Raw genomic sequence first — 18,854 nt, forward strand, 5'->3', positions numbered from 1 at the left:
GTACGGGCAGACGTCCGCGGACAAGAGGACCCGACGTAGGCGCCATCGCTGGCGCCGACGTCGGGTCCTCTGTCAGCTCCGCGCCTAGAGCGTGCCCGACTCGCGCCCGGCCGTAGGGACGGTCGCGTACGGGTCGGCCGCCGCGACCCGGTCCTCCTTCGACTTCGGACGGAAACGCTCCTCCAGCAGGAGAGCGATCGGCGAGGCGACGAAGATCGTCGCCAGGGTGCCGAGCGTCAGACCGAGCAGCAGCGCGATCGCGAACGGCTGCAGAGACGCGCCGCCGAGAATGGCGAGCGCCGCGAGGATGAACATCGCGCCGAGGCCGGTGTTCACCGTACGCGGGATGGTCTGCATGATCGCGTCGTTGAACGTCTTGCGCAGGCTGGAGCCTTCGCGGTGTTCGCGGAGGTTCTCTCGGATCCGGTCGAAGACGACGATCGTGTCGTTGACCGCCAGACCGATGATCGACAGGATCGCCGCGAGGAACACCCCGTCGACCGGCTCACCGACCCACGCGAAGATGCCGACGACCGCGGTGACCACCGACGCGAGCGACAGGACGGCGGCCGTGGCGAACGTCCACCGGAACCGCACCGCGAGATACACCATCTGCGCCGCGAGCGCGATGATGAAGGCGATGATCGCCTGGTTGCGCAGCTCCTCGCCGAGGCTCGGGCCGATCAGCTCGTCACGGTCCTTCGTGACCGGGCCCGCGGCCTCGTCGAGCGCCTCCTCGATGGTGGCGGCCTCGTCGTCGGTGATCTGGTCCGTACGGACGGTGATGTTGTCCTGGTCGCCGGACTCGCCGCTCGACTCCTGGACGACCGCACCGGGGAACCCGGCGTCAGAGACGACCTCACGGGCTTCGTCGGCCGAGATCGCCTTGGTCACCTGGAAGTCGAGGATGCGACCGCCGGTGAACTCGACGCCGAGGTTGAGACCCTGCGTGACGATGCCGGTGACGGCCAGGACCAGCCCGACGACCGTGACCACGATCCACGTCCCGGCCTTGCGCATGAGGAACGGACCCTTGGTGACGAGCCACTCACGAAGGCGCCCCGTCCCGGCGAGGCCCGTGATCGCGGGCCGGTTCTTGGCGAAGGAGCGGCGCACCGCCCAGTCGGTGAGGACACGGGCGATGACCAGGGCGGAGACCATCGACGCGATGGTTCCGATGGACAGCGTGACGCCGAAGCCCTTCACGGGTCCGCTGGCCAGGAAGAACAGCAGGCCTGCCGCGATGAGCGTCGTGACGTTGGAGTCGAGGATCGCCGACCAGGCCTTGTTGTAGCCGGTGTCGAGGGCGCGGCTGAGGCCGTCGCCGCGCCGGCGCGCGTACTCCTCTCTCGCACGTTCGAACACCAGCACGTTGGCATCGATCGCCAGACCGATCGCGAGCACGAAGCCCGCCAGGCCGGGCAGTGTCAACGTCGCGCCGAGCCAGAGGAGCATCGCGTACGACATGAGGGCGTACGAGCCGAGCGCGATGCTCGCCATGAAGCCCATGAGGCGGTAGACGAAGACGATGAAGATCGCGGTGAGGATGACACCGATGATCGCGGCCTCGAACGACGCCTCGATGGCGGCGTCGCCGAGGGTGGCGCCGACGGTGCGCTGCTCGATGACCTCGACCGGCACGGGGAGCGCGCCGCCCTCGATGAGGATGGCGAGGTCCTTGGCGGTCTGGGAGGTGAAGTCACCGGTGATGCTGGTGGTGGAGCCGGCACCGGCGCACAGCGACGGCTGGACCTGCGGCGAGGAGATGACCTCGTTGTCGAGCATTATGGCGATCCGCTGGCCGCCGGCGGTGTTGGCGCACGCGTCCTGGACGAGCTTCTGCCAGCCCGGGGTGCCTTCCTTGTTGAACTTGACGTTGACGACCCACTGCAGGGACTGCTGCTCCTGCTCGGACTTCGCGCTCGTCACGCCGTTGCCGTCGAGCTCCTGCGGGCCGACGATGATCGGGTTGCCGTCCTCGTCGTTGACGACGGTCTGGCCCTCGGTCGACTTCGTGCCCTCGGGCGCGGGACCGATGACGTTGTGGAAGGTCAGCTGCGCGGTCTGGCCGATGACATCGGCCGCCTTGCGGGGGTCCTGGACGCCGGGCAGCTCGACGATGATGCGGCGCTCGCCGGAGCGGGCGAGTGTCGGCTCGGAGACACCGAGGGCGTCGACGCGGCCGCGCAGGACCTCGAGCGCGCGGTCGGTGGACTCGGAGTCTGCCTTGGTGCGCTCGCTGTCCTGGGTCTCGAGGACGATCTGGGTACCGCCTCGCAGGTCGAGGCCGAGGCGCGGAGAGAAGTTGAGGGCGATGACCGCCGAGATGACGAGGACGGCGAGCGCCGCGACCGCACGCCACAGTGGCGCGCGGGAATCGGGTCGTGACACGAGAGTGCTCCGGGATTCTGGAGAAGACGATCGCACCGAGGTGCGCGAGGACGGATCGAGGAGGAGCCGTCAGCGCGGGGGAGCGCGACCGAGGACCCCGCCTGGCGCCACGGAAGGTGCGCCCGTAGACGGCGACCCGCTGGGCTCCTCGAGGGTGCCCCCACCGGGGAGGTCGGCCGACGCAGGGAGCGCCGCCAGCTCGGGTCCGAGCCCGGACTTCTCGTGGTGGGCGCGGGTCGCGACGTCGATCTTGTGGATCGCGGCCTTCCAGATCGTCAGCCGGGGCTCCGTGGGGCGTACGTCGGTGGACGAGGTCGCGTGGCTGCGGGGGCTGGACGCCGAGGCTGTGCCGCCCAGCATGAGGAGAAGTCCCGAAAGCGCTGCCGCCACCATGACGGCAGGCAGACGCGGGACGTTCCTCAGCATGCGTGCAGTCTAGCGTGACGGACGTGGCTCCCGGCCTGCTTCGCGCGAGGCGGCCGCGCAGGTCAACGCGGGTCAGGAGAGGTCGGCCAGCGCCGTGCCGATCGCTCGGTGGAACGTCGGATAGGCCCAGATCGTACGGACCAGCTCGGACAGGGGCACCTGTGCGTGGACGGCGACCGACAGCGCGCCGAGGATCTCACCGCCCGCGGGCCCGACCGAGGTGGCCCCGACGAGGACCCGTCGTTCGGCATCGGCGACCAGCTTGATCAGGCCGCGGTTGCCCGGACCGTACGTCGCGCCTCGCGACGACGCGGCGAGGTCCGCGCTCCCCGTCCGCACGGCGAGCCCCCGCCGTCGCGCCTGCGCCTCGGTGAGCCCGACAGCGCCGACCTCGGGGTCGGTGAATGTGACGCGGGGCAGCGCGCGGTACGAGGCACCTGGCCCGGACTGCCCGGTGATGGCTGCGACGGCGATCGCGGACTGGTACATCGACACGTGCGTGAACCCGCCCCGCCCGGTGACGTCGCCGATCGCCCACAGCCCGTCGACCGGCCTGCTGTCGGCGAGGACTCGCTGATGCTCGTCGGTGGAGAGGTAGCCGTGCTGCGTCGGGACCCCCACGACGTCCAGGCCAAGCCGGTCGCTGTTGGGCGTGCGGCCGGTCGAGACGAGGAGCCGCTGCCCGTCGAGCGTCGCGCCGTCGTCGAGCGTGACGGCGAAGCGCTCCGCGTCATGGCGTACGGACGTGACGCGGCTGCCCATACGGAAGGTCACACCGTCCTCGGCGAGTGCGGCCGCGACGAGCGCACTCGCCTCCGGCTCCTCGTGAGCGAGGACGCGGTCGGCGCCCTCGAGGATGGTGACCGTCGTGCCGTACCGGGCGTACGCCTGAGCCAGCTCGAGCCCGACCGCGCCCCCGCCGAGGACGAGCAGCGAGGTGGGTTGGTCGGGGCTGCGCAGGAGGTCGCGGTTGGTCCAGTACGGGGTGTCCGCGAGTCCGTCGATCTCCGGCACCGTCGGCCGCGTGCCGACGTCCAGGAGGATCCCGCGTCGGGCGGTGAAGGTCCGGTCGTCCACGCGGACACGCCGGGAACCGACGACCGTGCCCCTGCCGCGGACGAGCCTCACGCCCTGATCCTGGAGGCGCTTGACCGCCGCGGAGTCGTCCCAGTCGGCCGTGATCTCGCGGACGCGGGCGTACGCGAGGGCGAACTCGGGCACCACGCTCACCTCGCCTGCGGCCTCGTCGGCGCGGCGGGCGTCGGCAAGGAGATCGGCGGAGCGGAGGAGGGTCTTGGAGGGGATGCAGCCGTAGTACGGGCACTCGCCGCCGACGAGAGCGGCCTCGACGGCGACGACCTGGAGCCCGGCGCGGGCGAGCGCTCCGGCCGCCGCCTCACCGCCTGGTCCGGTGCCGAGAATGACGACGTCGGTGACGATGTCGCCTGCAGCGGTGTCTGCGTCCATGACGAGAGCATCGCCCACCACGCACGATCGCGCAGGCCAAGCGCGGGAGGAAGTTGTGCGCCGGGCTGGGAAGCGCCTCACGGCGCGTGGCCGCTCGTAGCGGCTAATTTTGGGACCCGGGGCTACCGCAGCCCGACGCGAGCACCAGCCTAACTCAGGTCTCCACGTCGTTCATGTGCAGCGGCGAGCTGGAGCGCGCCGGCCGTGTCGACCAGCCGAGAGGCGCTGAGTGCGTCGTCGTGGTCGGTGGTGTCGAGCGACGCGCGACCGATGCCGACGAGCCTGGCGAACGCCGCCGCGCGGTCGAACGTGTCGGCCAGATCGCTGGTCACGACGCCGCGGACGACGGCGTCGACGAGCGCGACGACCTCTTGTGGGCCGGGTGGGTCGACGACTCCTGCGACGACCTCGTCGACGGGGGAGTGGGCCTTGCCGGCGTCGAACTCGCGCGCAGCCCGGACCGGGTCGCGGCGTACCCAGGTCCGGAGGACGTAGAGCCGCCACAGCGCGCCCGCGAGCGAGTCGGCGGGTGCCCCTGACCACAGCTCGGCAAGGAGGTCGAGCCCGTGCTCGTCGGCGAGGGCGAGCACACGCTCGGTCGTCTCGTGGTCACCGGCTGAGCGCGCGCCGCGGACGAGGAGGTGGGCCATGCGGGCACCGGCCTCAGCGCGTGCTGCAGGGTCCTCGTCGCCCGCGCGGGCGTCGAAGAGCTCCGATCCGGAGACCAACGGCTTCTTGAATTCAGCCATCGGGCCAGCGTAGTGGCGCGGACTGACGACGTGCCGTTGAACTCAGGTCGCGAGCGTGCGGCGTGCCTCGGCCAGCGCCGGGGCCGTCAGGGCGACCTGCCACGGTCGGGCGCCACGCTCCCTCAGGAACGCGGCGATGGCCTCGGGATCGGCGCCCCCCATGTCGTCCCAGGCCATACGGCGGACGAGATCGGGGGTGAGGAGGTTCTCGGAAGGCAGGTCGTGGCGTTCGGCGATCTCGGTGAGCACAGTCCGGTACGCGGCGAGCCGTGCCGCGGCGTCGGGCTTGCGTTCGGGCCACGACCTCGGCGGCGGCGGTCCGTCGACGTCGTTGCCCGCCGCCGTCGGGAGGTCGCGCTCCGCGAGGTCGCGGGCCTGCGCCACGGCGGCCTCCCACGTGTCGAGGTAGCGTCGCGCGCCACGGCTGCGCATGGCCTCGAGGTCGCGGAGCTCTTGACGGCTCTGCGGGAGCGACCGGGCGATGGCGATGATCGCGGCGTCGTTGAGGATCCTGCCCGGCGTCACGTCGCGCTCACGGGCGATCGCATCGCGTGCCTCCCAGAGCGCGCGCACGACGGCGAGCCGTCGCCCACCTCGTACCTTGTGGATCCCTGACGTGCGTCGCCACGGCTCGGTGCGTACGGCAGGTCCGGTGAAGGCGAGCAGCGCCTCGAACTCCTCGTGCGCCCACGCGAGCTTGCCGGCCTGCTCGAGGCGGGACTCGAGGGCGTCGCGGAGCCCGACCAGCGGCTCGACGTCGAGCGCCGCGTACAGCAGCCACGGCTCGGGCAGGGGGCGTCGGGACCAGTCCGCCGCCGAGTGCTCCTTAGCCAGGCTCATGCCGAAGACCTCTTGGACCAGCGACGCGAGCCCGACGCGGGAGAGGTTGAGGAGTCGGGCGGCGAGCTCGGTGTCGAACAGCGACCGGGGACGGAGCCCGACCTCGGCGAGGGAGGGCAGGTCCTGGGTCGCGGCGTGGAGGATCCACTCAGCCGGGGCGATCGCCTCGTCGAGGGCGCTCAGGTCGGCGAACGCGGTCGGGTCGACCAGCGCGGTGCCGGCACCCTCCCGGCGCAGCTGGATGAGGTATGCCCGCTGGGAGTAGCGGTAGCCCGAAGCGCGCTCGGCGTCGATGGCGACCGGACCGGTGCCGCGGCGCAGCGCCTCCAGGGTGCGGTCCAGGCTCTCGGTGTCGTCGATCACGCCAGGGAGCGGATCGCGCAGCTCGAGGGGTGGCAGGACCACCTCCTCCGCGGGTGCGGACTCGGCATCAGTCACCGGCGGGGCCGCCCTTCACGGCCACGCCGGGGCAGCGTGAGCACCCCCGGCGCGAGCGGCGGCAGCCCGGCAACGGTGCACAGCAGCTCGCTCCAGGCCTCGGCGTGGGCGGCGAGCCCGGCTCCGCGCCCGAACAGCGGGGTCCACGAGGCGCGGATCTCGAGCTGCGCGGTGGAGCCGTCCTCCTCCATCCCTCCGAAGCCTTCGGACCGGACGGTCGTCACGCTGCCGCTCGGCGCCACGTACGAGGCGGACTTGGCGGCCAGCGCCTCGACGAGCCAGCTCCAGCCGACCTCCGGAAGCACCGGGTCGCTCGCCATCTCGGCATCCACGTCCGCGCGGGCGAAGGTCACGAGGCGGAAGGTGCCCTGCCACGCGTCGTTGCCCGCCGGGTCGTGGAGCAGGACGAGCCGCCCGGTGCCGATCTCGTCACCGGAAGCGTGAACGTCGCCGCTCTGTGCGAACGCGTACGGCGCGATCCTGCGGGGGGCGGGAAGCGGCTCGCAGAGCACCTCTGGGCGAAGTGCGGCGTCGCGCAGTTGGGCGACAGCATCAACGAACTCCGACGGCTGACCGTCGAGCTCGGTACGCGCTGCCATGTCCCCAGCCTATGCGCGATCCCGCCGACCTGAGGCGGCGACGCGCCGTGCGACCTGCGAGGATCAAGTCGTGAGCGCAGCGCAGAAGAAGGACGTCCCCACGACCCCGGACACGACGAAGGACGGTGCGACGAAGGACGGTGCAAAGAACGCCGCGACCCCTGTGACCAGCACGTTCCTCGCGGCGTGCCGGGGAGAGAAGGTCGACCACGTCCCCGTGTGGTTCATGCGCCAGGCGGGTCGCTCGCTGCCGGAGTACCGCAAACTCCGCGAGGGTGTGCCGATGCTCGAGTCGTGCACGCGCCCCGAGATGGTCGTCGAGATCACGATGCAGCCGGTGCGGCGCTACGGCGTCGACGCGGCGATCTTCTACTCCGACATCGTCGTGCCGCTCAAGGCGATCGGCGTCGACCTCGACATCGTGGCCGGCACCGGCCCGGTCGTGGCCAAGCCGATCCGTACGGTCAAGGACGTCGAGAAGCAGCTGCGTGACCTCACGCCCGAGGACGTGCCGTACGTGACCGAATCCGTACGCGGTCTCGTCTCCGAGCTCGGGACGACGCCGCTCATCGGCTTCGCAGGCGCCCCGTTCACGCTGGCCTCGTATCTCATCGAGGGCGGACCGTCGCGTGACCACCGGCTCACCAAGGAGCTGATGTACCGCGACCGCGACACCTGGGACGCCCTCCTCGGCCGCCTCGCCACGATCGCCGCGACGTTCCTGCGCGTGCAGGTGAAGGCGGGTGCGAAGGCCGTCCAGCTGTTCGACTCGTGGGCCGGATCGCTGTCGCGCGAGGACTACGTGACGTACGTCAAGCCGTACTCCAAGCGGGTGCTCGACGCGGTCTCCGACCTCGACGTGCCGCGGATCCACTTCGGCGTCGGCACGGGCGAGCTGCTTGGGGAGATGGGCGACGCGGGTGCTGACGTGGTCGGTGTCGACTGGCGGGTCTCGCTCGACGATGCGGTGGAGCGGGTCGGGAAGACTCGCTCCCTCCAGGGCAACCTCGACCCCACCGTCCTCTTCGCGCCCGAGGACGTGATGCGCGCCAAGGCGACGGCCGTGCTCGACGCCGGGCGAAAGGCGCGCGGCCACGTGTTCAACCTCGGGCACGGGGTCCTCCCCGCGACCGACCCGGACGCGTTGAAGCGGTTGGTCGACCATGTCCACGCGTACGAGGTCCGCTGAGGTAGGCGCGATGAGAGGTCCGGTCCACGTCGTCGTCGTCGGGGGCGGCATCGCCGGGATCACGGCTGCGCGTGCCGTGGTCGACCGGCTTCCCGACGCTCAGGTCAGCATCTTGGAGGCGTCCGAGCGGGTCGGTGGCAAGCTCGCCTCCGCCGAGGTCGCCGGCATCTCGGTCGACGTCGGCGCCGAGTCGATGCTCAACCGGCGCCCGGAGGCAGTCGGGCTCGCGCGTGAAGCAGGCCTCGCGGAGTCGCTGGTCCACCCCGAGCCTGTGAGCGCCTCGTTGTGGACGCGCGGCGCCCTGCGTCCGCTCCCGCCGTCGGTGATGGGCGTCCCCAGCGACATGACGGCGCTGGCGCGCAGCCGCGTCCTGTCGGCGCCGGCGCTGCTGCGCGCCCGTACCGACCTGCCGCTCCCGACGCCGGCCCAGGACGTGTCCGTGGCCGCGTACGTGGGTCATCGCCTCGGTCGCGAGGTCGTCGACGTGCTCGTGGAGCCGCTGCTCGGCGGTGTCTATGCCGGGCACGCGTCGGAGCTGTCCGTACGCGCTGCCGCTCCCGCGATCTGGGCCTTGCACGAGCGCGGATCGCGGCTCGCGCGCGCTGCGTCGGAGCAGAAGGCGTCCGCTCCCGCAGACCTCCCGCCGGTCTTCGCGGGCCTGGACGGCGGGCTGTGGCAGCTGCCGGTCGCCGCCGTCCGCCATCCGCGCGTGAACGTACGGACCGGCGAGACCGTCCGTGAGGCTAGCCCGCTGGGCCATGGCCGCTGGCGGCTGGTCGTCGGCCCCGCCAACCGACCCTGGATCCTCGAGGCCGACGCGCTCGTGCTGGCGACCCCCGCGGCGCCGACGGCACGTCTTGTCGCGCCGACCACTCCTGTCGCAGCCAGGCTGATGCGTGAGATCGAGTACGCGTCGATGGCCATCGTGACGCTGGCGGTGCCGCGCGAGCAGATCGCGGCGGAGGCAACGACGTCGGGCTTCCTCGTCCCGCCGGTCGAGGGGCGCGCGATCAAGGCCGCGACCTTCTCGTCGTGGAAGTGGGGCTGGCTGGCCAAGCGGGCCGGCGACGTCGTCGTCCTCCGGGCCTCGCTGGGCCGGGCGGGGGAGGAGCACGTGCTCCAGCGCGACGACGCCGACCTCGTCGCGCTGGCGGTCGGTGATCTCGGCGACGCCGTCGGTCTGCGTGGCCCGCTCGCCGACGCGCACGTGCAACGGTGGGGCGGCGGGCTGCCTCAGTACACGGTGGGCCATCTCACTCGTGTCGCCCAGATCGCGACCGAGATCGCCGCGACGCCGGGGTTGGAGGTCTGCGGCGCCGCGTACGAGGGAGTCGGGATCCCAGCGGTGATCGCGTCCGCGCGCGCGGCGGCCGACCGGGTCTGCGACCACCTGGAGGGCCCGTCGGGGCGCGGGGCACAATGAGGGTATGACGACCGATCTCGATCATGAGGCCCTGAACGCGACGATCCGCTACACGATGTGGTCGGTCTTCCGGCTGGAGACGCCCTTCGGCGACGTCGCCGACCGTACGAAGGTCACCGCGGAGGTCGAGGCACTGCTCGCCGACCTCGAGTCGCGCGACGTGGTCATCCGCGGCCTGTACGACGTCGGTGGCCTGCGTGCCGATGCCGATCTCATGATCTGGTGGCACGCGTCGTCCGCCGACGCGCTGCAGGACGCCTACCACGCGTTCCGTCGCACCGCGCTCGGCGAGCGCCTCGCCCCCGTCTGGTCGCAGACCGGTCTGCACCGCCCGGCCGAGTTCAACCGCTCGCACACTCCGGCGTTCCTGTCCGAGGCCGGCGGCAAGGCCTACCTGTGCGTCTATCCCTTCGTCCGCTCGTACGACTGGTATGTCCTGCCCGACGCCGAGCGCCGCGACATGCTGCGCGAGCACGGCATGTTGGCAGCCGGGTACGAGGACGTGCGTGCCAACACGGTCGCGTCGTTCGCGCTCGGCGACTACGAGTGGCTGCTGGCGTTCGAGGCCGACGAGCTCTACCGGATCGTCGACCTCATGCGCGACCTGCGCGCGAGCAAGGCGCGCCTGCACGTGCGCGAGGAGATCCCGTTCTACACGGGGCGTCTCCGTACGGTCGCCGAGATCGTCGACACGCTGCCCTGACCCGGCTTCCCCTCCCGCGCGCGAGTCGCTCGGCGTGTGTGCGTTCCTCCGTACGATGGGGGTATGGCGTACGAGGTCGAGAAGACGGATGATGAGTGGCGTGCCGTGCTCACGCCCCAGGAGTTCCACGTGCTGCGGGAGGCCGGCACGGAGCGGCCCTTCAGCAGCGCGTACGAGACCGACGAGACCCCCGGCGTGTACGAGTGCCGGGCCTGCGGCACCGAGCTGTTCCGCAGCGACACGAAGTTCGACGCGCACTGCGGCTGGCCGGCGTTCTGGTCTCCGCTGGCAGGAGACAAGGTCGATCTGATCGAGGACACCTCGATGGGCATGCGCCGTGTCGAGGTGCGGTGCGCCCACTGCGGGTCGCACCTCGGGCACGTCTTCGAGGGCGAGGGCTTCCCGACACCGAGCGACCAGCGCTACTGCATCAACGGTGTCAGCCTGCGCCTCGTCCCCGACGCAGGCTGACCCGCGAGCCTCAGAGGAGGGAGGCGCCCTCGCCGGCGCCGGAGGACTGCGCGTCGAACGACTCGTGCTCGACGAGGTGCAGCGTGGGCACCTTGAGCTTGCGCTCAGCCCTCGACGCCCAGTCGACGTGGAAGAACTCCGAGAAGACGTGCGACGTGGTCAGGATGATCGCCTCTGCGGCGCCGACCTGCGTGACGAGGTCGGTGAGTGCGCTGACCGGGTCGTCACGTGTGAGTGCGCCGCGTACGGTCGTCGTCTTCTTGCCGGCGGCCGTCACGAGGTCGATCGAGCGCTGCAGCGCAGCCTCGCCCTCCTCGGTGACGGCACGGTCGATGTCGCCGAGCGAGCGTGCGTCAGGCATGGCTAGGTCGGCTCCGCCCAGCACCCCGAGCGACGTCGCCATCGTGGCCGCGGCGTCCTCGACGGGCAGCAGCAGGTGGTAGACGACGGGGTCGTCGAGCCCCTCGTGCAGCGCCGTGAGTTGCTGAGCATCCAGGCGGGAGAGCTCCTGCTCGAAGAGCACCGCCACGTCGTAGGGCTTCGGTGCGTCCGGACCGGGATCGTTCATCGTCGATGCCTTTCGCCAGGGGGTCTCCAGCCTAACGCCGAAGCGCCGCCGCGTGCCCCGGGGTTGGTTCAGAGTCGGCCGAGCTCGTGCCGGCGTGTCCGGGCCTCTCCGCTGCGCGCGAGCGTCAGAGCAGCAGAGACCACGTCGGAGATCTCGACGACCGCCTCGGGCGCGTCGGCAGCGTCACCGTCGTCCACGACAGGGTTGACGACGCACAGCTCGTGGAAACGGACGGCCGGCCGGTCGTCCTCGGCGCGCAGCACGTCGAGCAGCATCGACTGGCCGGCACCGGTGACGCTGACCGGACCCGAGCCGGCCTCGGGCTGCAGCGTGGCGATGCCGTTGAGGGTCACGTAGGCCGACCCGACAGGGTCCAGGTGAGGGACGGTCGCCCGCGCGGCGAGGAAGTGCGCCGTGAGGTGGCTGGTCAGCAGGGACGACCAGGTCTGCGTGTCGAGGTCGACGAGCCGGGACCCTTCCCACCAGCCGCCGATCGCCGCGAACCCCGCCTGTACGACGCCGTGGTCCGCGATCTGCTGGGCAACGTGCCGCGCGCCGTCGTCGGCCGAGACGTCGGCGACCACCGGGACGAGGCGCGTCCCGTCGTCTCCGGCCGACTCCCGAAGCGCCTCCAGGCGTGCGGCCGACCGGCCGACGGCGAGCACGGTCGCCCCCTCGGCCAGCAGTCCGCGGACCAGGTGACGTCCGACATATCCGGTCGCGCCGTGCACCACGGCCGAAGAAAGGGCAGGGGCGGGGCGCGACGCATCCATGCCGACAGTCTGCCGCCCGCGCCCGCGGCGGTGCATACTGCCTCGCATGGCGACGACCACGCTCAGCGAGCAGCTCCGCGTTCTCGACGGACCCGTGGACCTGACCTCGTACGACTCGCGGGCGACCCCAGGCTTCGCCGGCTCCAAGAAGGACCAGCCTGATGCGATGGCCGCGCTCGCCGCGGTGCTCGCCGACCGTCAGGAGCGCCTGTACGCCGCGGGCGCGGCCGGCGTCGGCGACCGTCGGGTCCTCCTGGTGCTCCAGGGCATGGACACCTCCGGCAAGGGTGGGACGATCCGCCACGCCGCGGGCATGCTCGACCCGCAGGGCGTGCAGGTGACGTCGTTCAAGGCGCCGACGCCGGAGGAGCTCGAGCACGACTTCCTCTGGCGCGTCGAGCGCGCGCTCCCGTCGCCCGGGCGGATCGCGATCTTCGACCGGTCGCACTACGAGGACGTGCTGATCGGCAGGGTGCGCGCCCTTGCCGATCCTGCGGAGATCGAGCGCCGGTACGACGCGATCACCGCCTTCGAGAAGGGGGTCGTCGACGACGGGTGCGTCGTCGTCAAGTGCTTCCTCCACATCACCCCGGACGACCAGCTTGAGCGGTTGCGCGCACGGCTCGACGACCCGACCAAGCACTGGAAGTACCACCCGGCCGACGTCGACGAACGCATGCTGTGGCCGCGCTACCGCGAGGCGTACGAGGTTGCGCTCGAGCGCTGCTCGACCTCGTACGCGCCATGGTTCGTCGTGCCCAGCGGCCGCAAGTGGTACCGCAACTGGGCGGTCGCGCAGCTGTTGGCCGAGCATCTCGGGGCGCTCGACCTTGAGTGGCCGACAGCCGACTTCGACGTGGAGGCCGAGCGCGAGCGTCTCGACGCGACGGCCACGGTCGGGACTCAGGCCGGGATCGGCACCAGGTCGACGGCGCCCACCGCATAGCGCGCCAGCACCACGTGGGCAAGCTCCGGGGCAGCGCCGAGCGGGTCGGAGACGGCGACGGCACCTGCCTCCAGAGCGAGCTCGGTGGCACGGTCGGGCAGGAAGCCCGGTGCGAGGAACAGCGAGCCGACCGCGATGTGACGCTTGCCGTCGTGGCGCAGCGCGCGGACCGCCTCGCCCGCAGCGGGAGGAGCCGACGAGGCGAACGCCGCGAGCACGGGCAGCTTGTGGTGCGCCCCCCAGGCGCGGGCGACGCGAGCGACGTGGGCGTTCGCGAGCTGGTCGGAGGTGCCGGCGGCCGCGAGGACGAGCCCGTCCAGCTCGGTCGCCCGCGCCTCGCGGAGCGCGGCACGCAGGCGGACGTCGAGCACGCGCAGGAAGCTCTTGTGGATGCCGAGGACGTCGGTCGCGAGCACCCGTACGTGCGGGTGGCGGCGGCGCGCGGCCTCGATGACCGCGGGGACGTCCACCGAGGCGTGGTGGGCGTGCATGAGGAGCAGGGGGACGATGACGACCTCGTCGTGCCCCTCCGCGACGAGCCGGTCGATCACGGTCAGCGGACCGGGCTCGGACAGCTCAAGATAGGCCTCCTCGATCCGCAGGTCTGGACGCATGCACCGGACCAGTTCCGTCAGTGATGCGATGGTGGCGGCCGAGCGAGGATCACGGCTCCCGTGAGCGAGCGTGACCAGTGCAGGGGCGGTCATGGTGCATTCCTCCTTCCAGGAGGGTGTCGTGCGTGGTCGCGGGCGACCTGCGGGGATGGGGCGTACGGCGTCAGAGGTGGATGCCGCACTCGTTCTTGCCGGTGCCTGCCCAGCGTCCGCTGCGGGCGTCCTCGCCCGGGGCGACGCGCTGGGTGCAGGGCCAGCAGCCGATGGACGGGTATCCGTCGTACTGCAGAGGGTTGACCAGGACGCCGTTCTCGGCGATGTAGCGGTCGACGTCGTCGGCGCTCCACCGCGCGAGCGGGGACACCTTGACCTTGGCCTTGCGGGAGTCCCAGCCGACGACCGGAGCGATGACCCTGCTGTGGGTCTCGTCGCGGCGTAGCCCAGTCGCCCACGCGTCGTACCCCGCGAGGGCGTCCTGGAGCGGCTTGACCTTGCGCAGCGCGCAGCAACGGTCGGGGTCGGTGCGGAAGAGGTCCTTGCCGTACTGGGCGTCCTGGTCGGCGACCGACTGCTGCGGCGCCACGGTGACGAGGTTGACCGGCATCGTCGCCTCGACCGCGTCGCGCGTGCCGATCGTCTCGGCGAAGTGATAGCCGGTGTCGAGGAAGACGACGTCGATCCCGGGCGCCACCTTGCCGGCGATGTCGGCAAGGACGGCGTCGCCCATCGACGAAGTCACACAGAAGCGCTCACCGAACTGCTCCACGGCCCACGCGACGATGAGCTCAGCCGGGGCGAGCTCGAGGTCGGGCCCGGCGATGCGGGCGAGCTCCTCGAGCTCCTCGGCGGAGCGGGCGGGGAGGTCCCCGCGAACTGCTGTCGTGGTCATGCGTTGTCACCCCCAGGGCTGATCAGTCCGATGAACGAGAGGGAGAAGGCGCGGAGGCAGGCGCGGCACTCCCACGCCCCGTGCTGCGTACCGTGAGGACGCAGATCCTCGTCGCCGCAGTACGGGCAGTGGTAGGGAGCCGCTCGTCCGCTCATCGCAGCGCGTCCTCCTCGGCACGGGCGACCCACTCGGCGAACGACTCGCCGTCGGTGCGCTCGTCGAGGTAGCTGCGGACGAGACCTTCGACGTAGTCGGGCAGCCCGGTCGCGGTGACCTTGTGGGCCCGCAGCTTGCGGCCGAACCCCGGCGTCAGGCCGAGTGCGCCGCCCAGGTGGACCTGGAAGCCCTCGACCTGCTTGCCGTCCTCCATCACCAGCTGCCCCTTGAGGCCGATGTCGGCGGTCTGGATGCGGGCGCAGGAGTTGGGGCAGCCGTTGACGTTGATCGTGATCGGCTCGTCGAGCTCGGGGATGCGGTGCTGCATCTCCTCGATGAGGAGGTCGGCACGGTTCTTGGTGTCGACGATGGCGAGCTTGCAGAACTCGATGCCGGTGCAGGCCATCGTGTTGCGGCGCCACGGCGACGGGTTGGCCTCGAGCCCGATCTCGTCGAGCGCCGCGACGAGCGAGTCGACCTTGTCGGGCGCGACGTCGAGGACGAGCAGCTTCTGCTGGGCGGTCGTACGGACCCGGTTGCTGCCGTGGGCCTCGACGACGTCCGCGAGCTGGCTCAGGATCGTGCCGGTGAGGCGTCCGACCTTGGGAGCCACGCCGACGTAGTAGCCGCCGTCGAGCTGCGGATAGACGCCGACGTGGTCGCCGGGGGTACGGGGGGCGGGGGCCTCGGGTCCGTCTACGAGCTTGCGCTTGAGGTATTCGTTCTCGAGGACGTCGCGGAACTTCTCCGGACCCCAGTCGGCGATGAGGAACTTGATGCGGGCGCGGGAGCGCTGGCGGCGGTAGCCGTAGTCGCGGAAGACCGACGCGATGCCGTGCCAGACCTCGGGGATCTCCTCGAGAGGGACCCAGGCGCCGAGCCGCTGCGCGAGCATCGGGTTGGTGGACAGCCCACCACCGACGAGCAGGTCGAAGCCTGGCCCGTAGTCGGGGTGGACGACTCCGGTGAAGGCGACGTCGTTGATCTGGGGGACGACGTCGTGGCTCGGGTGGCCGCTGATCGCCGTCTTGAACTTGCGGGGGAGGTTGGAGAGCGAGGGGTCACCGATGTAGCGGCGCTGGATCTCCTCGACCGCCCAGGTGCCGTCGATGATCTCGTCGGCGGAGATGCCGGCGACGGGGGAGCCGAGGATGACGCGGGGGCAGTCGCCGCACGCCTCCTGCGTCGAGAGCCCGACGCCCTCGAGCCGGCTCCAGATCTCGGGCATGTCCTCGACGCGGATCCAGTGGTATTGGACGTTCTGACGGTCGGTCAGGTCGGCGGTGTCGCGGCCGAACTCCGTCGAGATGCCGGCGATCGTTCGGAGCTGGGCGAGGTCGAGCTGGCCTCCGTCGATGCGGACGCGGAGCATGAAAAAGGAGTCCTCGAGCTCCTCCGGCTCCAGCGTGGCCGTCTTGCCGCCGTCGATCCCGGGCTTGCGCTGGGTGTAGAGGCCCCACCAGCGGAAGCGCCCGCGCAGGTCGGCCTTGTCGATCGAGTCGAAGCCACCGCGCGCGTAGATGTTCTCGATGCGCGCACGCACGTTGAGCGGGTTGTCGTCCTTCTTGGACTGCTCGTTGGCGTTGAGGGGCTCGCGGTAGCCGAGGGCCCACTGGCCTTCGCCTTTCGTGCGGCGAGGGCGGGCAGCGCGCACGGGGGCGTCGGTGGTCGCAGTCATGAGACGTCCTGTCGAAGATGCTCGAGAAGGGGATGACGGTCGGGCCGGCACTCAGAGGGCCGGGGCCGGGGCCAGGATCAGGCGCAGCGACACATCATGCTGCGCATGCGACCGAAATCCACGTGGCGACGGGCCGCCAGGTGAGTGGTCTGCGCTGTGAGCATGGTCGTAAGTCTGTGCTGAGGATCCATGATCCGGCAATGGCCGATCCCAGTATTCGAGATTGGCGTTCACATTGCGAGATGCGGGTTTCGTGCTTCCTGATGTTCCAGGCGTTTCAGGGGGCCCGTGTGAGCGGCGCCACAGTCGACGTCGCGTTAACGGCGCCCGTGAGCGAAAGGGTTAGCGTGGAGCATGGTCGCCGTGTCTCGTACGCTCACCGTCGCCAAGCCGCTCGCCGAGGTCTTCTCCTACCTCAGCGACTTCACCACGACCGAGCAGTGGGACCCGGGCACGGTCGAGACCACACGCCTGTCGGGCGACGGAGGGCTGGGGACCCGCTACCGCAACGTCTCGAAGTTCCTCGGCAAGCGCGTCGAGCTGACGTACGAGACCACACAGCTCGTGCCGGACGCGGTCTTCGAGGTCACCGGCGACAACGACACGGTCACGACGAAGGACCACCTGATGTTCGCGACGACCGGCGCCGGCACCGAGATCCGCTACAGCGCCGACTTCACCTTCCACGGGGTGATCGGCAAGCTCCCCGACGCGATCTTGCGTCTGCCGCTCGAGCGACTGGCCGACAAGACTGTCCTCCAGATGGAGGACACCCTCGCCCGTCTCTGAGCGGGGGAGTCGACACCGATGCTCAGACCGTGGGTGTCGCGCGCCGCGCGATGCCCGCCGCGTCGACACCGCGAGGGAGTGTGCCGAACGTCCCCGCCCAGTCGCCGGCGACGCGGCTCGCGAGGAACGCGTCGGTCACAGCGGGGTCGCTGTAGCGGATCAGCAGCGATGCCTGGAGCGCCACGGCCATCTGCCCCGCGAGCCGGCGTGCCCGGAACTCCATCTCGGACAGGTCGGACAGCCCGGTGAGGACGTCGTGGACGGCGGCGTCGAGTCGAGCATCCTCACCGCGCACGCTCCCGACCTCGGTGAGCCAGGCGTCGAGCGCCTCGGGCTCGCGCTGCAGCGCCCGCAGGACGTCGAGCGCGTTGACGTTACCGCTGCCCTCCCAGATCGAGTTGAGCGGCGACTCGCGGAAGAGCAGCGGCATGCCCGACTCCTCCACGTACCCGTTGCCGCCGAGCACCTCCAGCGCCTCCGCGACGTGGAACGGCGTGCGCTTGCAGACCCAGAACTTCGCGATCGGCAGGGCGATGCGGCGCAGCGCCTTCTCGTGCTCATCGTCGGGGTGCTCGACGCTCGAGGCCAGCCGCAGGGCGAGCAGCGTCGCCGCTTCGGACTCCACAGCCAGGTCGGCGAGGACGTTCTGCATGGCGGGCTTCTCAGACAGCAGGCCGCCGAACGCCGAGCGCTGCGACGCGTGCCACGTCGCTTCGGCGACGGAGCGACGCATCAGCGCCGACGACCCGAGCACACAGTCGAGACGCGTCGACGCCACCATCTCGATGATCGTCCTGATGCCGCGCCCCTCGTCGCCGAGCCGTACGGCCCACGTGCCGTCGAACTCCAGCTCCGACGAGGCGTTGGAGCGGTTGCCGAGCTTGTCCTTGAGGCGCACCACCTGGAGCGGGTTGCGGGTGCCGTCGGGCAGCACCCGGGGGACCACGAAGCACGTGACCCCGCCGGCGGTCTGCGCGAGGACGAGGAACAGGTCGTTCATCGGCGCGCTGGTGAACCACTTGTGCCCGTGCAGGACGTACTCGCCCTCGGCGTCGGTGGGTGTCGCGGTGGTGACGTTCGTCCGGACGTCGGAGCCGCCCTGCTTCTCTGTCATGCCCATCCCGGCGAGGATGCCGGTCTTCTCAGCCGGGTTGCGCAGCCCGAAGTCGTACTCGGTCGCGGCCAGCAGGGGCGTCCACTGCTTGGCCTGCGCGTCGTCGGCCCGCAGCGCGGGGACGGCGGCGTACGTCATCGTGAGCGGGCAGCCGTGGCCGGGCTCGTTGTGCGTCCACGCGACGTACGCGGCCGCGCGTCGCAGGTGCGGCTTCGGCTCCTCGCTGACCCACGGGGTCGCGTGCAGCCCGAACTCCACGCCGCGCTGCATCATCCAGTGCCAGGAGGGGTGGAACACGATCTCGTCCACGCGGTTGCCGTACCGGTCGACAGGGTGGTGGACCGGCTCGTTGCGGTTGGCGAGCATCCCGTGCTCGCGGGCCTCGGCGGTCCCAGCGAGCGCGCCGACCGGGTCGAGCGACGTCAGCACCGTCTCGGCATCGTCTCCGGCGAACGCGCGGACGGCGCCGACGAGGGCCGCATCCGAGCGGACGGTGTGGTAGCCGGTCAACGGCGCGGCCTGGTTCTGAGGGGCACGTTGCAGCGGGTCCATGCGGCCAGCGTAAGCGGCTGCTCAGTGACGCAGGTCATGCGGGCGCGACAAAATCGTTCGCCCGCCACCCTGCTTCGTT

18 protein-coding genes are annotated in these 18,854 nt (G+C 71.0%); 6 read left to right on the forward strand and 12 right to left on the reverse strand.

Annotated features, from left to right (window positions below):
* Positions 1-84: 84 nt before the first annotated feature.
* From secD to ACFSDF_RS13625, 6 genes are all read right to left on the reverse strand, one after another.
* Positions 85-2,391: a protein translocase subunit SecD gene (gene secD, locus ACFSDF_RS13600; RefSeq protein ID WP_167251845.1), complete on the reverse strand. Its 2,307-nt coding sequence runs from the start codon at positions 2,389-2,391 to the stop codon at positions 85-87.
* A 69-nt stretch (positions 2,392-2,460) separates the two neighbouring features.
* Positions 2,461-2,817, reverse strand: a complete 357-nt coding sequence (locus ACFSDF_RS13605; protein WP_167251844.1) for a hypothetical protein — start codon at positions 2,815-2,817, stop codon at positions 2,461-2,463.
* Positions 2,818-2,889: 72 nt separating this feature from the next.
* Complete coding sequence (locus ACFSDF_RS13610) at positions 2,890-4,284, reverse strand: dihydrolipoyl dehydrogenase family protein (RefSeq protein ID WP_167251843.1); 1,395 nt, start codon at positions 4,282-4,284, stop codon at positions 2,890-2,892.
* A 149-nt stretch (positions 4,285-4,433) separates the two neighbouring features.
* Positions 4,434-5,033 (reverse strand): hypothetical protein, encoded by a 600-nt coding sequence (locus ACFSDF_RS13615; protein WP_167008710.1) that lies wholly within the window; start codon positions 5,031-5,033, stop codon positions 4,434-4,436.
* A 42-nt stretch (positions 5,034-5,075) separates the two neighbouring features.
* Positions 5,076-6,311: a ribonuclease D gene (locus ACFSDF_RS13620; protein WP_377157864.1), complete on the reverse strand. Its 1,236-nt coding sequence runs from the start codon at positions 6,309-6,311 to the stop codon at positions 5,076-5,078.
* Positions 6,308-6,910: a DUF3000 domain-containing protein gene (locus ACFSDF_RS13625; protein ID WP_167008716.1), complete on the reverse strand. Its 603-nt coding sequence runs from the start codon at positions 6,908-6,910 to the stop codon at positions 6,308-6,310. Before ACFSDF_RS13625 ends, ACFSDF_RS13620 begins: the two co-directional genes overlap by 4 nt.
* Before the next feature lie 163 nt (positions 6,911-7,073).
* Between ACFSDF_RS13625 and hemE the strand changes: the two genes are divergently transcribed.
* The 4 genes from hemE to msrB all read left to right on the forward strand — a co-directional run bounded on the left by hemE (position 7,074) and on the right by msrB (position 10,696).
* Entirely contained in the window at positions 7,074-8,099 is a 1,026-nt protein-coding gene (gene hemE, locus ACFSDF_RS13630; RefSeq protein WP_243843153.1) for a uroporphyrinogen decarboxylase, read from the forward strand.
* A gap of 10 nt (positions 8,100-8,109) precedes the next feature.
* Positions 8,110-9,522 carry a protoporphyrinogen oxidase gene (hemG, locus tag ACFSDF_RS13635; protein ID WP_167008722.1) on the forward strand — a complete coding sequence of 471 codons (1,413 nt, stop codon included), beginning with the start codon at positions 8,110-8,112 and terminating at the stop codon, positions 9,520-9,522.
* A 4-nt stretch (positions 9,523-9,526) separates the two neighbouring features.
* The gene (gene hemQ / locus ACFSDF_RS13640) at positions 9,527-10,225 is read left to right on the forward strand and encodes a hydrogen peroxide-dependent heme synthase (RefSeq protein WP_377157867.1); all 699 of its coding nucleotides are present in this window, start codon (positions 9,527-9,529) and stop codon (positions 10,223-10,225) included.
* A gap of 63 nt (positions 10,226-10,288) precedes the next feature.
* Entirely contained in the window at positions 10,289-10,696 is a 408-nt protein-coding gene (msrB, locus tag ACFSDF_RS13645) for a peptide-methionine (R)-S-oxide reductase MsrB (protein ID WP_377157868.1), read from the forward strand.
* Positions 10,697-10,706: 10 nt separating this feature from the next.
* Here the strand turns inward: msrB and ACFSDF_RS13650 are convergent, their stop codons facing one another.
* Both ACFSDF_RS13650 and ACFSDF_RS13655 read right to left on the reverse strand, forming a co-directional pair.
* On the reverse strand, positions 10,707-11,264 hold the full coding sequence (locus ACFSDF_RS13650) for a hypothetical protein (protein ID WP_167008731.1): 558 nt from the start codon (positions 11,262-11,264) through the stop codon (positions 10,707-10,709).
* Between the two features lie 68 nt (positions 11,265-11,332).
* Positions 11,333-12,037 carry an SDR family NAD(P)-dependent oxidoreductase gene (locus ACFSDF_RS13655; RefSeq protein WP_377157870.1) on the reverse strand — a complete coding sequence of 235 codons (705 nt, stop codon included), beginning with the start codon at positions 12,035-12,037 and terminating at the stop codon, positions 11,333-11,335.
* Positions 12,038-12,083: 46 nt separating this feature from the next.
* Here ACFSDF_RS13655 and ACFSDF_RS13660 point away from each other — a divergent pair, with 46 nt between their 5' ends.
* The gene (locus tag ACFSDF_RS13660) at positions 12,084-12,983 is read left to right on the forward strand and encodes a PPK2 family polyphosphate kinase (protein WP_208322521.1); all 900 of its coding nucleotides are present in this window, start codon (positions 12,084-12,086) and stop codon (positions 12,981-12,983) included.
* Here the strand turns inward: ACFSDF_RS13660 and ACFSDF_RS13665 are convergent.
* The 3 genes from ACFSDF_RS13665 to ACFSDF_RS13675 all read right to left on the reverse strand — a co-directional run bounded on the left by ACFSDF_RS13665 (position 12,941) and on the right by ACFSDF_RS13675 (position 16,320).
* Entirely contained in the window at positions 12,941-13,690 is a 750-nt protein-coding gene (locus ACFSDF_RS13665) for a sirohydrochlorin chelatase (RefSeq protein ID WP_377157872.1), read from the reverse strand. The two genes, ACFSDF_RS13660 and ACFSDF_RS13665, sit on opposite strands and share 43 nt — an antisense overlap.
* A gap of 70 nt (positions 13,691-13,760) precedes the next feature.
* Positions 13,761-14,486 (reverse strand): phosphoadenylyl-sulfate reductase, encoded by a 726-nt coding sequence (locus ACFSDF_RS13670; protein WP_167008743.1) that lies wholly within the window; start codon positions 14,484-14,486, stop codon positions 13,761-13,763.
* 151 nt (positions 14,487-14,637) lie between these two features.
* Positions 14,638-16,320, reverse strand: coding sequence for a nitrite/sulfite reductase (locus ACFSDF_RS13675; protein ID WP_167251839.1), 1,683 nt, complete (start codon positions 16,318-16,320; stop codon positions 14,638-14,640).
* Positions 16,321-16,674: 354 nt separating this feature from the next.
* Here ACFSDF_RS13675 and ACFSDF_RS13680 point away from each other — a divergent pair, with 354 nt between their 5' ends.
* Positions 16,675-17,109 (forward strand): SRPBCC family protein, encoded by a 435-nt coding sequence (locus ACFSDF_RS13680; RefSeq protein ID WP_377157875.1) that lies wholly within the window; start codon positions 16,675-16,677, stop codon positions 17,107-17,109.
* A 22-nt stretch (positions 17,110-17,131) separates the two neighbouring features.
* Here the strand turns inward: ACFSDF_RS13680 and ACFSDF_RS13685 are convergent, their stop codons facing one another.
* Entirely contained in the window at positions 17,132-18,775 is a 1,644-nt protein-coding gene (locus tag ACFSDF_RS13685) for an acyl-CoA dehydrogenase family protein (protein WP_377157879.1), read from the reverse strand.
* Between the last annotated feature and the right edge of the window lie 79 nt (positions 18,776-18,854).

Source organism: Mumia zhuanghuii, from assembly GCF_042681565.1.
In the GTDB taxonomy this organism is placed as follows: Bacteria; Actinomycetota; Actinomycetes; order Propionibacteriales; family Nocardioidaceae; genus Mumia.

What these genes read in the sequence shown, in the direction of transcription:
- ACFSDF_RS13605 (WP_167251844.1), bottom strand. Translation starts at nt 2,817, where the DNA reads ATGCTGAGGAACGTCCCGCGTCTGCCTGCCGTCATGGTGGCGGCAGCG.
- ACFSDF_RS13610 (WP_167251843.1), bottom strand. Translation starts at nt 4,284, where the DNA reads ATGGACGCAGACACCGCTGCAGGCGACATCGTCACCGACGTCGTCATT.
- ACFSDF_RS13615 (WP_167008710.1), bottom strand. Translation starts at nt 5,033, where the DNA reads ATGGCTGAATTCAAGAAGCCGTTGGTCTCCGGATCGGAGCTCTTCGAC.
- ACFSDF_RS13625 (WP_167008716.1), bottom strand. Translation starts at nt 6,910, where the DNA reads ATGGCAGCGCGTACCGAGCTCGACGGTCAGCCGTCGGAGTTCGTTGAT.
- hemG (WP_167008722.1), top strand. Translation starts at nt 8,110, where the DNA reads ATGAGAGGTCCGGTCCACGTCGTCGTCGTCGGGGGCGGCATCGCCGGG.
- hemQ (WP_377157867.1), top strand. Translation starts at nt 9,527, where the DNA reads ATGACGACCGATCTCGATCATGAGGCCCTGAACGCGACGATCCGCTAC.
- msrB (WP_377157868.1), top strand. Translation starts at nt 10,289, where the DNA reads ATGGCGTACGAGGTCGAGAAGACGGATGATGAGTGGCGTGCCGTGCTC.
- ACFSDF_RS13650 (WP_167008731.1), bottom strand. Translation starts at nt 11,264, where the DNA reads ATGAACGATCCCGGTCCGGACGCACCGAAGCCCTACGACGTGGCGGTG.
- ACFSDF_RS13655 (WP_377157870.1), bottom strand. Translation starts at nt 12,037, where the DNA reads ATGGATGCGTCGCGCCCCGCCCCTGCCCTTTCTTCGGCCGTGGTGCAC.
- ACFSDF_RS13660 (WP_208322521.1), top strand. Translation starts at nt 12,084, where the DNA reads ATGGCGACGACCACGCTCAGCGAGCAGCTCCGCGTTCTCGACGGACCC.
- ACFSDF_RS13665 (WP_377157872.1), bottom strand. Translation starts at nt 13,690, where the DNA reads ATGACCGCCCCTGCACTGGTCACGCTCGCTCACGGGAGCCGTGATCCT.
- ACFSDF_RS13670 (WP_167008743.1), bottom strand. Translation starts at nt 14,486, where the DNA reads ATGACCACGACAGCAGTTCGCGGGGACCTCCCCGCCCGCTCCGCCGAG.
- ACFSDF_RS13675 (WP_167251839.1), bottom strand. Translation starts at nt 16,320, where the DNA reads ATGACTGCGACCACCGACGCCCCCGTGCGCGCTGCCCGCCCTCGCCGC.
- ACFSDF_RS13680 (WP_377157875.1), top strand. Translation starts at nt 16,675, where the DNA reads ATGGTCGCCGTGTCTCGTACGCTCACCGTCGCCAAGCCGCTCGCCGAG.
- ACFSDF_RS13685 (WP_377157879.1), bottom strand. Translation starts at nt 18,775, where the DNA reads ATGGACCCGCTGCAACGTGCCCCTCAGAACCAGGCCGCGCCGTTGACC.